This is a genomic window from Streptomyces sp. NPDC023723 (assembly GCF_040639815.1).
Classification (GTDB): Bacteria; Actinomycetota; Actinomycetes; order Streptomycetales; family Streptomycetaceae; genus Streptomyces.
Map to the genome: position 1 here is coordinate 55,940 of NZ_JBFAAP010000025.1, position 14,218 is coordinate 70,157.

Genomic DNA, 14,218 nt, shown 5'->3' on the forward strand with positions numbered 1-14,218 from the left:
TCAGGAGGCGAGCACCTCCTCGGCGGACCCGCTGGTGCGCGGCTCGGCCACGGTCACCTCGGCCACCTCCCGGTGCGCCGGGTCCCGCACCTCACCGACCAGCAGCTCCAGTACGTCCTCCAGGGCGACCAGGCCGAGCACCCGGCCGCCGGTGTCGACCACCTGGGCGAGGTGGGTGGCCGCCCGGCGCATCACGGTGAGCGCGTCGTCGAGCGGCAGTTCGGGCCGCAGCGTCGTCATGGGGCGCCAGACCTGCTGAGGCACGGCCCGGTCGGAGTCCTCCAGGTCCAGCACGTCCTTGACGTGCAGATAGCCCATGAAGGCGCCGGTCTCGGCGGCCACCGGGAAGCGCGAGTAACCGGTCGCCGCGGTCAGCTCGACGATCCGGCCCGGGGTCACCGACGGGCTGACCGTCACCCAGGACTCGCCCTTGAGGAGTACGTCCGTCACCGGGCGCGAACCCAGCTCCAGGGCATCCTCCAGGCGCTCCTGCTCCTCGGGGTCGAGCAGACCGGCCTGGCCCGCGTCCTCCACCAGCCGGTTGAGCTGCTCGCTGGTGAAGACGGCCTCCACCTCGTCCTTGGGCTCCACCCGGAACAGCCGCAGGATGCCCTGGGCGCAGGCGCCGAGGGCGACCGTGATCGGCCGGCACAGCCGGGCGAAGGCGACCAGGCCGGGGCTGAGCCACAGCGCGGCCTTCTCCGGGGCGGCCATCGCCAGGTTCTTCGGCACCATCTCGCCGATGACCAGGTGGCAGAAGACGACGGCGGCCAGCGCGATGACATAGCCGAGCGGGTGGATCACGCCGTGCGGCAGGTGTATCCAGGTGAAGACCGGCTCCAGGAGGTGGGCGACGGTCGGTTCGGCGACGGCGCCGAGGGTGAGCGAGCAGACGGTGATGCCGAACTGGGCGGCGGCCATCATCTGCGGCAGGTGCTCCAGGCCGTGCAGCACCTGGCGGGCGCGGGCGGTGCCGAGCGGTTCGATCTGGCTGCGGCGCACCGAGACCAGCGCGAACTCGGCGCCCACGAAGAACCCGTTGGCGAGCACCAGCAGCGCGGCGAGCAGGAGTTGCAGGAAGCTCATCTGACCGCCTCCGCGACCGGTACGGCGACGGGTGCGGTGCGCACCAGCCGTACCCGCTCGGCGCGGTAGTGGCCGACCCGGCGCACGGACAGCCGCCAGCCGGGCAGCTCCGCGCGGTCGCCGACGGCCGGGATGCGGCCGAGCAGGTCGGCGACCAGGCCGGCGACGGTCTCGTAGGGGCCCTCGGGCGCCTCCAGGCCGATGCGGCGCAGGACGTCGACGCGGCAGCTGCCGTCGGCTTCCCAGGCGGGCCGGCCGTCCTCGGACGGGGCGGCGGCCAGCTCGGGCAGGTCCTGTCCGTCGTGCTCGTCGCGGACCTCGCCGACGATCTCCTCGACGATGTCCTCCAGGGTGACCACCCCGGCCGTGCCGCCGTACTCGTCGACGACGACGGCCATCGGCTGCTCGCTGCGCAGCCGGGCCAGCAGCGGCCGGACCGGCAGCGTCTCGGGGACCAGCAGCGGCGGGCGGGCGATGCCCGCGACGGGGGTGCGCAGCCGCTCGTGGGCGCGGACCGCGAGGGCGTCCTTGAGGTGGACCATGCCGACGATCTCGTCGATCTTGTGCCGGTAGACGGGGAAGCGGGACAGGCCGGTGGCGCGGGTCAGGTTGACCACGTCCTCGGCGGTGGCCGAGGAGTGCAGGGCGCTGACCCGCACCCGCGGGGTCATGACGTGCTGCGCGGTCAGTCCGCCCAGCGACAGGGTCCGTACGAACAGGTCGGCGGTGTCCTGTTCCAGGGCGCCGGCCCGGGCCGAGTGCCGGGCCAGGGAGACCAGTTCGCCCGGGGTGCGGGCGGAGGCCAGTTCCTCGGCCGGTTCGACGCCGAGGGTGCGTACCAGACGGTTGGCCACCGTGTTCAGCGCGGCGATGACCGGGCGGAACAGGCGGGCGAAGGCGTGCTGCGGGCCGGCCACGAAGCGGGCCACCTGCAACGGCCGGGACACCGCCCAGTTCTTGGGCACCAGCTCGCCGATCACCATCTGCACCGCCGAGGCCAGCAGCATGCCGACCACGACGGCCACGCCGGACACCGCCCCCTCGGGAACGCCGGCGGCGGTGAGCGGGCCGTCCAGGAGCTGGGCGAGGGCCGGTTCGGCGAGCATGCCGACGACGAGGGAGGTGATGGTGATGCCGAGCTGGGTACCGGAGAGCTGGAAGGACAGCTCCTTCAGGGACTCGGCGACCCGGCGGGCCCGCCGGTCACCGTCCGCGGCGGCCCGCTCGGCGTCCGCGCGCTCGACGGTCACCAGGCCGAACTCGGCCGCCACGAAGAATCCGTTGGCGAGGATCAGCAGGAGTGCGGCTGCCAGGAGCAGCAGGGGGATGGTCATGATGCCGCCGCCTGTGTCGTGTCACGACCGGGGGCGGCGCAGGTACTGCAGGACGATCCGTCCATCGCCGGAGGGAGTCACTCCTCGGGTAGCAGGAACCCCTGTGCACCGGGCGGAGCGACAGGGACGGAGGCGCTCCTGTCGCGCCGCCGCCCTCCAGATTAATCACGAACGGGGCGACTGCGGCAGGGTGGACGGCCCCGATCGGGCCCCGATCCGCCCCCGGACGCTCCGGAGCGCACCTCGGGGGCGCCCCGGAGCAGGTGGCTCACGCCCCCGGCCGGCCGGCCGAGCGTGCCTCGGCGAGCGCCCGCAGGGTGCGCGCGTCGGCGACGGCCCGCTGCTTGGCGATGCCGGGCTGGATGCCGAGCACGGGCAGGCTGGTGCCGTCGCTCAGGTCGAGGAAGACCCAGGGGTCGCCGGCCCGGAGGTTGACCCGGACGATCTCCGCCCAGTCCAGCCGGCGCCGCCGGGTGAGGTTGACGACGGTGACGCCGGACTCCTCGGCGACGGCCTTGGGCCGGGCCAGCATCAGCAGCACCCCGTCCAGGATCAGCGCGGTCAGCACGAAGCTGAGCCGCTCCCCCGGGCCGAGGCCGTCGAGCAGCATCGCGACCGTGGTGAGGACCACGAACAGCACGACGGCGGCGGCGAGCAGGACGGCGCGGGTGGGGCCGGGCCGGAAGGTGACGGGCAGGGCGGGCAGCTCCGGCCGCCCTGCTGCGGTGTCCGCCATGAGGGTCTCCGAGGGGGTGGGTCAGAGGCGGCAGGCGTGGATGGCCGTGGTGAGGATGGCGCGGGCGCCGATCTCGTACAGGTCGTCCATGATCCGCTGGGCGTCGCGGGCGGGGACCATCGCGCGGACGGCGACCCAGCCCTCGTTGTGCAGCGGGGAGATGGTCGGGGACTCCAGGCCGGGGGTGAGCGCGACGGCCTTCTCCAACTGCTCGACCCGGCAGTCGTAGTCCATCATCACGTACGTCCGGGCCACCAGGACGCCCTGGAGGCGGCGCAGGAACTGCTGGGCCTTGGCCTCCGTCGTCTCGTCGGCGGTGTCGCCGGTGCGGCGGATCACCACGGCCTCGGACTTCATGATCGGCTCGCCGAAGACCTCGAGACCGGCGTTGCGCAGCGAGGTACCGGTCTCCACGACGTCCGCGATGACCTCGGCCACGCCCAGTTCGATGGCGGTCTCGACGGCGCCGTCGAGGTGGACTACGGAGGCGTCGACGCCGTTGTCGGCGAGGTGCCGGGCGACGATGCCCTCGTAGGAGGTGGCGACCGTCTTGCCCTTGAGGTCCTCGACGCCGCTCGCCGCGCCCGGCTTGCCGGCGTAGCGGAAGGTGGAGCGGGCGAAGCCGAGGGGGAGGATCTCCTCGGCCTCGGCGCCGGAGTCGACCAGCAGGTCGCGGCCGGTGATGCCGATGTCGAGCCGGCCGGAGGAGACGTAGATGGCGATGTCGCGGGGGCGGAGGTAGAAGAACTCGACCTCGTTGCCCGGGTCGACGATGCGCAGTTCCTTGGACTCGCGGCGCTGCCGGTAGCCGGCCTCATGCAGCATGTCCGCCGCAGGGCCGGAGAGGGAACCCTTGTTGGGGACGGCGATGCGCAGCATGAGGTCGGCTTCCTTCGTGTGGTTTCTTACGGGGACGGGGCTCAGAGGTGGGCGTAGACGTCGTCCAGGGAGATGCCGCGGGCGACCATCATCACCTGGACGTGGTACAGCAGCTGGGAGATCTCCTCGGCGGCCGCTTCCCTGCCCTCGTACTCGGCGGCCATCCAGACCTCGGCGGCCTCCTCGACGACCTTCTTGCCGATGGCATGGACGCCCTTGTCGACCAGCTCGGCGGTGCGGGAGGTGGCGGGGTCGCCGTGGGCGGCCTTGTGCTGGAGCTCGGTGAACAGCTCCTCGAACGTCTTCTTGGACATGGTGCCGCCCACTCTACGGGTTGTGCGGGCCGCCCTGACGCCAGGGTTCGGATACTGAACGCAGCGTCGCCGCCGTCGCCACCGCCGCGGTCACCGCCTCGTGCCCCTTGTCCTCGCTGGAGCCCTCGATGCCGGCCCGGTCCAGCGCCTGCTGTTCGGTGTCGCAGGTCAGGACGCCGAAGCCGACGGGGACGCCGGTGTCGACGGAGACCTGGGTGAGGCCCTGGGTGACGCCCTGGCAGACGTACTCGAAATGGGGGGTGCCGCCGCGGATGACGACGCCGAGGGCGACGATCGCGTCGTAGCCGCGCCCGGCGAGGCCCTTGGCAACCACCGGCAGCTCCCAGCTGCCGGGGACCCTGAGCAGGGTCGGCTCGCTGATGCCCAGGTCGTGCAGGGCGCGCAGGGCGCCGTCCACCAGGCCGTCCATCACCTTCTCGTGCCACTGCGCCGCGATGACGGCGACCCGCAGGTCGCCGACGTTCGCCACGGTCAGTTCCGGTGCACCCTTGCCGCTCACGTCGCTCCTCGTGCTCTTTCGTTACTGGTTGCCGCAGGTGGACACGGCGGTGGTGTCCAGCCAGGGCAGGTCGTGGCCCATCCGGTCCCGCTTGGTGCGCAGGTAGCGGAGGTTGTGCTCGCTCGCCTGGACCGGCATCGGTTCGCGGCCGGTGACCTCGATGCCGTGCCGGACCAGGGCGTCCTTCTTGTCGGGGTTGTTGGTCATCAGGCGGACGCCGCGCACGCCGAGGTCCTTCAGGATCTGGGCGCCGGCGGCGTAGTCCCGGGCGTCGGCGGGCAGCCCGAGTTCCAGGTTGGCGTCCAGCGTGTCGCGGCCGCGCTCCTGGAGCTCGTAGGCGCGCAGTTTGGACATCAGGCCGATGCCGCGGCCCTCGTGGCCGCGCAGGTAGACGACCACGCCGCGGCCCTCGGCCTGGATGCGGGCCAGCGAGGCGTCGAGCTGGGGGCCGCAGTCGCAGCGCTGGGAGCCGAAGACGTCGCCGGTCAGGCACTCGGAGTGGATCCGGACCAGCACGTCGTCGCCGGCGCCGAGTTCGCCGTGCACCAGGGCGACGTGCTCGACGCCGTCGACGGTGGAGCGGTAGCCGTACGCCGTGAAGGTGCCGTGCGCGGTGGGCAGCCGGACCTCGGCCTCGCGGCGGACGGTGGGCTCGGCGCTGCGGCGGTAGGCGATCAGGTCCTCGATGGAGATGATCGTCAGGCCGTGTTTGCGGGCGAACGGGATCAGCTCGGGCAGCCGCAGCATCCGGCCGTCCTCGCCGGCGATCTCGACGATGGCGCCGGCCGGGCGCAGGCCCGCGAGGCGGGCGAGGTCGACGGCGGCCTCGGTGTGGCCGTTGCGGACCAGGACGCCGCCGGGGCGGGCGCGCAGCGGGAAGATGTGGCCGGGGCGGACCAGGTCGGTGGGCTCGGCGGTGCCGCCGGCCAGCAGGCGCAGGGTGGTGGCGCGGTCGGCGGCGGAGATGCCGGTGGTGACGCCGTGCGCGGCGGTGGCGTCCACGGTGACCGTGAACGCGGTCTTCATGGACTCGGTGTTGTCCTCGACCATCTGCGGCAGCCGCAGCCGGTCCAGTTCGTCGCCCTCCATGGGGGCGCAGATCAGGCCGCGGCACTCGCTCATCATGAAGGCGACGACTTCCTCGGTCGCCTTCTCGGCGGCGATCACGAGGTCGCCCTCGTTCTCCCGGTCGGCGTCGTCGACGACCACGACCGGGCGGCCGGCGGCGATGTCGGTGACGGCCTGTGCGACGGGGTCCAGGATCAGGTCCTCGGGACCGTCGGCGGTGTGGAGGATAGGTGCCGCGCTCATGCGGGCGCTCCTTCCATGACGGGCCGCGGTCCCTTGCGGGAGCGCAGCCACCAGTCGCGCAGGCCCCACAGGACGAGCGCGCCGTAGATGACGTAGACGAAACCGGAGAAGGCGAAGCCGTTGGCGAAGTTCAGCGGGACGCCGACCAGGTCGACCAGCAGCCAGGCGAACCAGAACTCGACCATGCCGCGGGCCTGGGCGTACATGGCGACGATGGTGCCGATGAACACGTAGGCGTCCGGCCACGGGTCCCAGGACAGGCTCGGGTAGGCGGTGAACAGGCCGCCGACCGCGAGGGTGCCGACGGCGGCGGCGGCGAGCAGCACGGCGCGCTCGCGCCAGGTGGCGAAGCGGACGGCGACGGTGCCGTCCTGGGCCTGCCGGCGGCCCCGGTTCCACTGCTGGAAGCCGTACCCGGCGACCACCATGACGACGATCTGCTTGCCGGCGCTGCCGGACAGGTGGGCGGTGGCGAACGCGGCGAAGAGGATCAGGCCGGAGAGGAACTGCACCGGCCAGCTCCACAGCGAGCGGCGCCAGCCGAGGGCGAGGCCGAGCAGACCGATCACGTTGCCGATCATGTCCGACCACTTGATGTGCTGGTCGAGGAGTGTGAACGCCTCGGAGTTGAGCCAGTTCACCGGGTGCCCCCCTGCGTGCCGAGCAGCCGCTCGACGTACTTGGCGATGATGTCGACCTCGAGGTTGACCGGGTCGCCGGGCTGCTTCACGCCGAGCGTGGTCAGGGCGAGGGTGGTCGGGATGAGGCTGACGGTGAAGTGGTCGGGGCCGGCGTCGACGACGGTGAGGCTGATGCCGTCGACGGTGATGGAGCCCTTCTCGACGACGTACCGGGCGAGGTGGGCGGGCAGCGAGATCCTGACGATCTCCCAGTGCTCGGAGGGCTCGCGCGCGACGATCTCGCCGGTGCCGTCGACGTGGCCCTGCACGATGTGGCCGCCGAGGCGGGCGCCGACGGCGGTGGGGCGCTCCAGGTTGACCCGGGAGCCGACGGCGAGGGCGCCAAGGCTGGAGCGGTTCAGGGTCTCGGCCATCACGTCGGCGGTGAACTCGTCGCCCTCGTGGTCGACGACGGTGAGGCAGACGCCGTTGACGGCGATGGAGTCCCCGTGCCGGGCGTCCTCCGTGACGACGGGGCCGCGCAGCCGGAAGCGACAGGCGTCGTCGAGGGTCTCGACGGCGGTGATCTCGCCCAGCTCTTCGACGATTCCGGTGAACACTTCCCGGGTCCTCCTGCCTCTTGGGCACGGACTCCGGGGCATCTGTCGACAGCCGACAGGACGTACGGACGACGGCACGGGTGTGACGCTCGTCGGTCGGACCTGTCCCCCGAGGACGGGCCCGAAACAGCCGGCGACGCGCACGTGTGCTCGTCCGCCGCGCACTGCCTCCCATCCGGACTTTAACCGTCGGTCCAGGAATTTCACCTGGTCAACCGGTCGCTGGAGGCGACCGGGTCGCGGACTGTAACCGCCGGTTCGGACTTTCACCGACCCCGGAGTGCGCTGCTTCTGGTACAGAGCCAGTCTGCCACGCCTGATCCACGCCCAGTCGGGCGAAGACTGTGGGGTGGCTCACAGCTGGGCTGGCCGGGCCTTTCCGGCTTTCGAAGGTCCGTACCTATTGACGCTTTGGTCTAGTCCTCTCTAGTGTCTGCGCGACCTCCCCTCCCCTGACCGGCCCGGCGGTGGTGACGACGGCCCTTGCCCGCCGCCGGGCCACCCAGGTCCGGGGTGCGGGTGTCTCCCGCGGGGAAGGCTTACCGCCGTGCGGTGGACGATCGGACGTGACGGGTTGCTCCGGGCGGGACTCGGGGTGCTGGCCGGCACCCAGCTGACGCTCGGCCTGTGGGTACTGCTGCTGCCGGAGCTGTTCTGGAAGTGGCCGTGGGTGTCGCACCTGCCGCCCTACAACGAGCATCTGCTGCGGGACTTCGGCGGGGCCGGGCTGGCGCTGGCCGTGGTGCTGTGCGCGGCGGTGGCGACGATGGACCGGCGGCTGGTGCTGACCTCGCTGGTGGCCTACCTGGTCGCCGCGGTGCCGCACCTGCTCTTCCACTCCCGGCATCTGGCGCCCCTGTCGGCAGCGAGCGGCGCGGGTTTCATGACGCTGCTGGGAACGGCGGTGGTGCTGCCGGCGGTGCTGCTGTGGCTGGCGGTACCGAAGGGGGGCGGCGCGGGGGGCGACTCTGGCGCTTCTGCGGTTTCTTAGCGTTTCGGTGGGGCCCCTACGGCCTCTTAGCGTTCCTGTGGTGCCCCGACGGCTTCTTAGCGTTCCGGTGGTGCGAAGAGTTCGGTCTGGGCGCTGTCGCGGGCCGTCAGGAGTGCGCCGCGCAGTACGGCCGCGCCGCCCAGCGGGCTGGCCCGTACCTCCGTGGGCAGGGGGGACATCCGGGCGAGGCGGCGGTGGACCCGGGCGGCCAGCGCAGTCCCGCCCACCCGGCCGATCTCCCCGGCCAGCACCACGCAGCCGGGGTCGAGGACGGAGACGATGGCAGCGGCGCCGAGGGCGACCCGGTCGGCCAAGGCGTCGAGGAAGCGGCCGGCGGCCGGGTCGGCGCCGCACGCGGCCGTGGCGGCCGCCACGAGGGCGGTGGCGTGCGGCGCGGCGTGCGCGGCCTGGGGACCGGCGCCTCCCACCCCGTACTCCCCCGCCAGCGCGACGATCGCCGACGCCGACGCCAGGGAGTGGAAGCCACCGCCGCAGTCGGTGGCCGACGGCAGGCCCGTGGTGCCCGGCACCGGCAGGAAGCCGACCTCGCCGGCGCCCCCGGAGGCACCCCGCCGCACCGCCCCGTCCAGGACCAGCGCCGCGCCGATGCCGAGATCCAGCCAGAGCAGGACGAACGTGTCCCGGTCCCGGGCCGCGCCGTCGCGCTGTTCGGCCAGGGCGGCGAGGTTGGTCTCGTTCTCGACGCTCACCCGGGACTCCGGGAACCGCTCCTTGAGCGCGGCCACCAGCCGGCGGTGCCAGGCGGGCAGGCCGCCGGAGTCCCGCAGTTCACCGCCGGCCGGGTCGATCAGGCCGGGGGCGCCGATGCCGACCGTGTGCAGCCGGTCCGCCCCGGCCTCCTTGGCGGCCCGCTCGACCAGCGCCACCGCCTGCTCCACCGCCGGTCCGGTCCCGGCGTCGTCGCGGATCGGCCCGGACGCCTCGGCCAGCACCCCGCCGACCAGGTCGGAGACGAGTACGGAGACGCCCTCGGTGCGCACGTCGAGGGCGGCCAGGTGGGCGAGCCCGGCGACGATCCCGTACAGCTTGGCGTTGGGACCCCGGCGCTGCTCCCCCGCCTCGCCGACCACCTCGATCAGGCCGGCCGCGGCGAGCCGTTCGACGAGGTCGGCCACGGACGGCCGGGACAGGCCGGTGAGCTGCTTGAGCTGCGCGGCCGTCAACGGGCCCTCCCGCTGGAACAGTTGGAGGGCGAGCCGGTCGTTGATGGCCCGGGCGGTGCTCGGAGTGGCGGGCATGCCGGGATCCTCCCAGATCGACGGGCCGGGGCCCGCGGCCGGTTGCCCGCTATCTATAAGGCAACCTTCCTGATAGTTTACGCCCGCAGTGGGGACACAGCGGTGCGGGGACACGAGGGAGGGCCCGGGGATGAGCAGTGCGGTGGTCTATCAGCCACGTGAGGTGCGGCGCGCCCGCTACGCCGTGGCGGCCGTCTTCGCGGTGCACGGCTCGGTCACCGGCTCGTTCGCGACCCGGGTGCCCTGGATCCAGGAGCACGCGGGGGTCAGCGCGGGCCAGTTGGGCCTGGCCCTGGCCTTCCCGGCGCTCGGCGCCTCCCTCGCCATGCCGCTGGCCGGCCGGATCAGCCACCGCTTCGGCGCCCGCACCGCCCTGCGCCTGCTGCTGGCCGGCTGGACGCTGTCGCTGATCCTGCCCTCGCTGGCCCCGAACCTGCTCACCCTGTGCCTCGCCCTGTTCGTCTTCGGGGCCACCGCGGGCATGTCCGACGTGACGATGAACGCGCTCGGCGTCGAGGTGGAGAACCGGCTCGACAAGTCGATCATGTCGGGGCTGCACGGCATGTGGAGCGCGGGCGCCCTGCTCGGTTCGGCGGCCGGCACGCTCGCCGCCCACCTCGGCGCGGACGCCCGGCTGCACCATCTGCTGGCCGCCGCCGTCCTGACGGTGCTCGGGCTGATCATGTGCTCCTGGGTGCTGGACCTCCAGCCGGCCGAGGACGAGGCGGCCCCGCCGCGGTTCGCGCTGCCGCCGAGGTCCGCGGTGCTGATCGGGGCGGTCGGGTTCTGCGCGGTCTTCGCGGAGGGCGCGAGCCTGGACTGGTCGGCGGTCTACCTGCGTGACCAGCTCGGCACCTCGCCGGGGCTGGCGGCGGCGTGCACCACCGGGTTCACGCTGACGATGGCACTGTCCCGGTTCGCCGGCGACCGGATCGTGGACCGGTTCGGCGCGGTGCGCTCGGTGCGGGTGAGCGGTGTGCTGGCGGCGCTCGGCGGTGTGCTGGTGGTGATCGGCGGCCACCCGGCGGTGGCGATGGCCGGGTTCGCGCTGCTGGGCCTCGGCATCGCGGTGGTCGTGCCGCTCTGCTTCGCGGCGGCGGGCCGCAGCGGCAGCAACCCCTCGCTCGCCATCGCGGGCGTCGCCACCATCACGTACACCTCCGGGCTGGTCGCGCCGAGCGCGATCGGCGGCCTGGCCGAGGCCACCAGCCTGGTGGTGTCGTTCGGGCTGGTGACCGTGCTGGCCTGCGGTCTGGTGGCGTTCGCGGGCGTGCTGCGGGCCGGCGACCGCATCCCGCTGAAGGTCACTCCGCCGAGCGCAGCAGTCCCCGGCCGACGGCCCTGAACTCCTCGCTCAACGGGGCGGCCATCGGGGTCCGCGCATGCTGTGCGCGGACCCCGGCCATCCCGGTCGCGGCGCTTCCGCCGTCAGTCCGTCAGCCCGCAGCGTTCGCCCGCTCCTCAGGCGACAGCTCCGCGTAAGGGCGGTCGTCCCGGGCGCTGGGAACCGCCGGCTGCGCCGCGCCGTCGTCGTGGCCGTTGGCCTCTTCCGCGCCGCCGCCCTGGCCGTTGGCCTCTTCCGCCGCGCCGCCCTGGCCGTTGGCCTCTTCCGCGCCGCCACCTTGGCCGTTGGCTACTTCCGCCCCGCCACCCTGGCCATTGGCTTCTTCCGCCCCGCCGCCGACCGGGGAGGCTTCGGCGGTGCGGTCCGCGGTGGTGGCGGCGGAGTGGGAATCCGAAGTCGCGGCGACCGCTTCATGGGCCGTGGCCGCCGAGGCGATGCCGGCGGTGCCCGCGGCGGCCAGCACGGTTCCGGCGGCGATGCTGTAAAGCCGACGGCGGTTGCGCGAGATCTTGCGGTGCTTCAACGGTCTTCCTCTGTTCGGGAGTCAGGTGTCTCGGATCGCGGGCCGCCCCACCTGCGGCGAAAGCCCTTGTGGGAAGCCCTTGTGGAGAGAAGTACGGGCCCGGGCGGACACGGGTTGCATGGTGCGACCGGAGAATCTTTTTGCCGCGCCATGCAACCCCGCAGGCCCGGTCCCCGTACGTAAGACCGGCGGGGGCTGGGTGCAAGCGGAGGTCGGCAAGGGTGAGGAAAGCAGTCCGGGAGCGAGAGTTCCGGGAATTCGCAGAGGCGCGGCAGACGCATCTGCGCCGCAGTGCCTACCTGCTGTGCGGAGACTGGTACCAGGCGCAGGACCTGACTCAGACCACCTTGATGAAGCTCTACGCGGCCTGGGGGCGGGTCAGCCGAGACGGCAACGTGGACGCCTACGCACGGACCATCCTCACCCGCACCTACATCGATCAGCAACGCAAGGGAGGCTGGCGCGAGGAGCCGGTGAGCGAGCCACCTGATCGGACCGCCACCACGCCCGGCCCACCGGAGCTGCGCATGCTGATGCAGGAAGCGCTGATGGAGCTGTCACCCCGTTACCGAGCCGTGCTGGTCCTGCGCTTCTGGGAGGACTGGACCGTTGAGGAGACCGCACACGCGCTGCGGGTGAGCGAGGGAACGGTCAAGAGCCAGAGCGCCCGTGGACTCGCCCGGCTGCGTGGCATCGTCGAGAAGATGAACAGCGAAGGGACAGTCAGGTGAGGCCGGGAATGGACAAGCACGACGACGCCTTGCACACCGCCTTCCAGGACTTCCTCGACGCACGGCCGGAACCGATTCTGCCCAGCGTCGTCGACGCGGCCGTGACCGGCGGCCGCCGCATCCGACGCCGCCGGACCACGCTCACCGCCGTGAGCACACTCGCGGTCGTGGCCGCCTGCACGGTTGCCGCGGTCGCCGCCTTGTCCGGGGCGGACACCGGACACGAACCACAGCCCCTCGCACCAGCCGCCACCGTCCCCGCCACGCCCGGGCCGCCCACGGCGACACCGGAGAACCCCGACCCCCCGGGCAGCGCCCGGACCGCCGAGAGGGCTGATCCCGGCGAAGGGGCCGCTCCGCAGGACACGTCCGGTGCGGCCGAGCCCGCCGGCCCGGGGGCACAGCACTCCGCCAACCGATGAACCGGTCGCCGTACGCGGGTGCGCAGGAAGCCGTCCGGCTCTCAGCGCACCCGCGTCAGTGCGCCACCGTGACTCGCGGGCGCGGGCCGCGCCCGCCCACGCGGCTCGGAGCCATCCGGTGCGGCGCCGCACCCCACAGCGCGAGTGCCGGGCCGGTGTCGGGCGTTCCTTGGGTGGAACCCGCGGCACACATCGTCATCCGACGTACGACGTAGGAGAAGCGCTCATGCCCGCATTTTCCCCCGGTGGCACTCCCGTCCGGCCGTTAGGCGCATTCGAACGGGCCATCGACCTGTACATGCGGCGGAACCCGGTCCAGTTCTCCTTGGTGGCCAAGGTCGGCCGCGCTGTTGCCGAAGCGGAGTTGAGCACGGGACTGGCACGACTTCAGGCGCTTCATCCCCTGCTCAGGGTCGCCGTCGACCAAGATGGACCCGAGGCCGTGTACCGGGAGACCGACGGGCCGATCGCCGTCGGGTCGGCCGCGCCCGGAACTCCCTGGCAGGCCGTCGTCGTCCACGAGCAGACCCGCCCCATACCAGCGCGCCCGGGCCCGCCGGCACGCGCCGTGCTGGTCCCCGGCGCCGAGACCTGCGCCATCGTGCTCACGTTCGCCCACCAGATCACCGACGGCACCGGTGCGCTACGCGTACTGCTGGATCTGCTGACCGTCCTCGACAGCGACGGCGATGTCCCAAAACTGGCGCCGTACGGTGTTCCGCAGACGCAGGAGGACCTGCTCGCCCGCCTCGAAGCCGGTCCGGACACCGACGGCACCGACGCCGGCCCCTCGGCGGGGGACGACGAACGGATGCACACGGCCGGCGAGCTCAGGCCCTTCGCCGGACGGCCGCCGCATTTGGACGCGCTCGCACTGGACCGGGGCTTGACCGCGCGTCTTGTCGAACGCTGTCGCGCAGAGGGGGTGTCGGTGCACGCGGCGCTCTGTGCCGCCGCGTGCACGGTGTTCCATCGTGCCGGTCGTGACTTCGTTCGCGTGTTGAGCCCCATCGACCTGCGCCGCGCGGCGGGTCTGCCGGATGACGTGGCCAACCGCTTCGCAGGTGCCCGGACGGCCAGTACGGCGGACGACGCGAAAGACTTCTGGGCACTGGCCCGCCTTCACCATCAGGGGCTGGCCCGGCAGCGCACACCAGGCGCTCTCCGGGCCGGTTCTGCCGCACTGGCCCAACACCCGCCCACGACGGCGGAGGAGGCCGAGGCGATGATGGCCGCCGTGACCGCGGCGGACATCCAGATCACCAGTCTCGGTGTGGCGAGGTCGGACGCCACCGGCTTGGAGGTGACCGCCCTGTGGGGACCCGCGCAGATCACACAGTTGCGCGGGGAGCACGTGCTGGGCGTCGTCACCGCCGGCGGACAGCTGCGAATGACGGAACTGACCCATGATCCTGTGCCCGCCCTCGTCCCTGGGATGGCCGCCGTGCTCGCACAGGCGTGTGCCGCACCGGCTCCCCACACTGGTGTGCGGTAATCCCACGGCGCGAACCGTGCGGTGGCCCTCTT

16 protein-coding genes and 1 riboswitch are annotated in these 14,218 nt (G+C 72.7%); of the genes, 5 read left to right on the forward strand and 11 right to left on the reverse strand.

Going from position 1 to position 14,218, the window contains the following annotated elements; translation table 11 throughout:
• The 9 genes from AB0G32_RS24260 to AB0G32_RS24300 all read right to left on the reverse strand — a co-directional run bounded on the left by AB0G32_RS24260 (window position 1) and on the right by AB0G32_RS24300 (window position 7,420).
• The gene (locus AB0G32_RS24260; protein ID WP_361166903.1) at window positions 1–1,086 is read right to left on the reverse strand and encodes a hemolysin family protein; all 1,086 of its coding nucleotides are present in this window, start codon (window positions 1,084–1,086) and stop codon (window positions 1–3) included.
• Window positions 1,083–2,420 (reverse strand): hemolysin family protein, encoded by a 1,338-nt coding sequence (locus tag AB0G32_RS24265; protein WP_361166906.1) that lies wholly within the window; start codon window positions 2,418–2,420, stop codon window positions 1,083–1,085. The genes AB0G32_RS24260 and AB0G32_RS24265 overlap by 4 nt, the downstream gene beginning before the upstream one ends.
• Before the next feature lie 268 nt (window positions 2,421–2,688).
• Complete coding sequence (locus AB0G32_RS24270) at window positions 2,689–3,156, reverse strand: PH domain-containing protein (protein ID WP_361166909.1); 468 nt, start codon at window positions 3,154–3,156, stop codon at window positions 2,689–2,691.
• 21 nt (window positions 3,157–3,177) lie between these two features.
• Entirely contained in the window at window positions 3,178–4,035 is an 858-nt protein-coding gene (hisG, locus tag AB0G32_RS24275; RefSeq protein WP_361166912.1) for an ATP phosphoribosyltransferase, read from the reverse strand.
• Between the two features lie 41 nt (window positions 4,036–4,076).
• Window positions 4,077–4,349, reverse strand: coding sequence for a phosphoribosyl-ATP diphosphatase (locus AB0G32_RS24280; RefSeq protein ID WP_103543716.1), 273 nt, complete (start codon window positions 4,347–4,349; stop codon window positions 4,077–4,079).
• A gap of 13 nt (window positions 4,350–4,362) precedes the next feature.
• Complete coding sequence (gene ribH / locus AB0G32_RS24285; protein WP_361166916.1) at window positions 4,363–4,869, reverse strand: 6,7-dimethyl-8-ribityllumazine synthase; 507 nt, start codon at window positions 4,867–4,869, stop codon at window positions 4,363–4,365.
• Between the two features lie 21 nt (window positions 4,870–4,890).
• Entirely contained in the window at window positions 4,891–6,180 is a 1,290-nt protein-coding gene (locus AB0G32_RS24290; RefSeq protein ID WP_361166919.1) for a bifunctional 3,4-dihydroxy-2-butanone-4-phosphate synthase/GTP cyclohydrolase II, read from the reverse strand.
• Window positions 6,177–6,821 (reverse strand): nicotinamide mononucleotide transporter family protein, encoded by a 645-nt coding sequence (locus tag AB0G32_RS24295; RefSeq protein WP_361166922.1) that lies wholly within the window; start codon window positions 6,819–6,821, stop codon window positions 6,177–6,179. The genes AB0G32_RS24290 and AB0G32_RS24295 overlap by 4 nt, the downstream gene beginning before the upstream one ends.
• Window positions 6,818–7,420 carry a riboflavin synthase gene (locus tag AB0G32_RS24300; protein WP_361166925.1) on the reverse strand — a complete coding sequence of 201 codons (603 nt, stop codon included), beginning with the start codon at window positions 7,418–7,420 and terminating at the stop codon, window positions 6,818–6,820. The genes AB0G32_RS24295 and AB0G32_RS24300 overlap by 4 nt, the downstream gene beginning before the upstream one ends.
• Window positions 7,421–7,577: 157 nt before the next feature.
• Window positions 7,578–7,708: riboswitch (FMN riboswitch) on the reverse strand.
• Window positions 7,709–7,967: 259 nt separating this feature from the next.
• Between AB0G32_RS24300 and AB0G32_RS24305 the strand changes: the two genes are divergently transcribed.
• The gene (locus AB0G32_RS24305; RefSeq protein WP_361166928.1) at window positions 7,968–8,411 is read left to right on the forward strand and encodes a hypothetical protein; all 444 of its coding nucleotides are present in this window, start codon (window positions 7,968–7,970) and stop codon (window positions 8,409–8,411) included.
• A 56-nt stretch (window positions 8,412–8,467) separates the two neighbouring features.
• On the opposite strand, the gene AB0G32_RS24310 is transcribed toward AB0G32_RS24305, so the two are convergent.
• On the reverse strand, window positions 8,468–9,670 hold the full coding sequence (locus tag AB0G32_RS24310; RefSeq protein ID WP_361166931.1) for an ROK family transcriptional regulator: 1,203 nt from the start codon (window positions 9,668–9,670) through the stop codon (window positions 8,468–8,470).
• 130 nt (window positions 9,671–9,800) lie between these two features.
• Here AB0G32_RS24310 and AB0G32_RS24315 point away from each other — a divergent pair, with 130 nt between their 5' ends.
• Window positions 9,801–11,015 carry an MFS transporter gene (locus AB0G32_RS24315; RefSeq protein ID WP_361166934.1) on the forward strand — a complete coding sequence of 405 codons (1,215 nt, stop codon included), beginning with the start codon at window positions 9,801–9,803 and terminating at the stop codon, window positions 11,013–11,015.
• Window positions 11,016–11,106: 91 nt separating this feature from the next.
• On the opposite strand, the gene AB0G32_RS24320 is transcribed toward AB0G32_RS24315, so the two are convergent.
• Window positions 11,107–11,538, reverse strand: a complete 432-nt coding sequence (locus AB0G32_RS24320; RefSeq protein ID WP_361166937.1) for a hypothetical protein — start codon at window positions 11,536–11,538, stop codon at window positions 11,107–11,109.
• 221 nt (window positions 11,539–11,759) lie between these two features.
• Between AB0G32_RS24320 and AB0G32_RS24325 the strand changes: the two genes are divergently transcribed.
• The 3 genes from AB0G32_RS24325 to AB0G32_RS24335 all read left to right on the forward strand — a co-directional run bounded on the left by AB0G32_RS24325 (window position 11,760) and on the right by AB0G32_RS24335 (window position 14,186).
• Complete coding sequence (locus tag AB0G32_RS24325; protein ID WP_361166940.1) at window positions 11,760–12,269, forward strand: SigE family RNA polymerase sigma factor; 510 nt, start codon at window positions 11,760–11,762, stop codon at window positions 12,267–12,269.
• Between the two features lie 8 nt (window positions 12,270–12,277).
• Window positions 12,278–12,691 carry a hypothetical protein gene (locus AB0G32_RS24330; protein ID WP_361166943.1) on the forward strand — a complete coding sequence of 138 codons (414 nt, stop codon included), beginning with the start codon at window positions 12,278–12,280 and terminating at the stop codon, window positions 12,689–12,691.
• Between the two features lie 226 nt (window positions 12,692–12,917).
• On the forward strand, window positions 12,918–14,186 hold the full coding sequence (locus AB0G32_RS24335; RefSeq protein ID WP_361166946.1) for a peptide synthetase: 1,269 nt from the start codon (window positions 12,918–12,920) through the stop codon (window positions 14,184–14,186).
• Window positions 14,187–14,218: the final 32 nt, after the last annotated feature.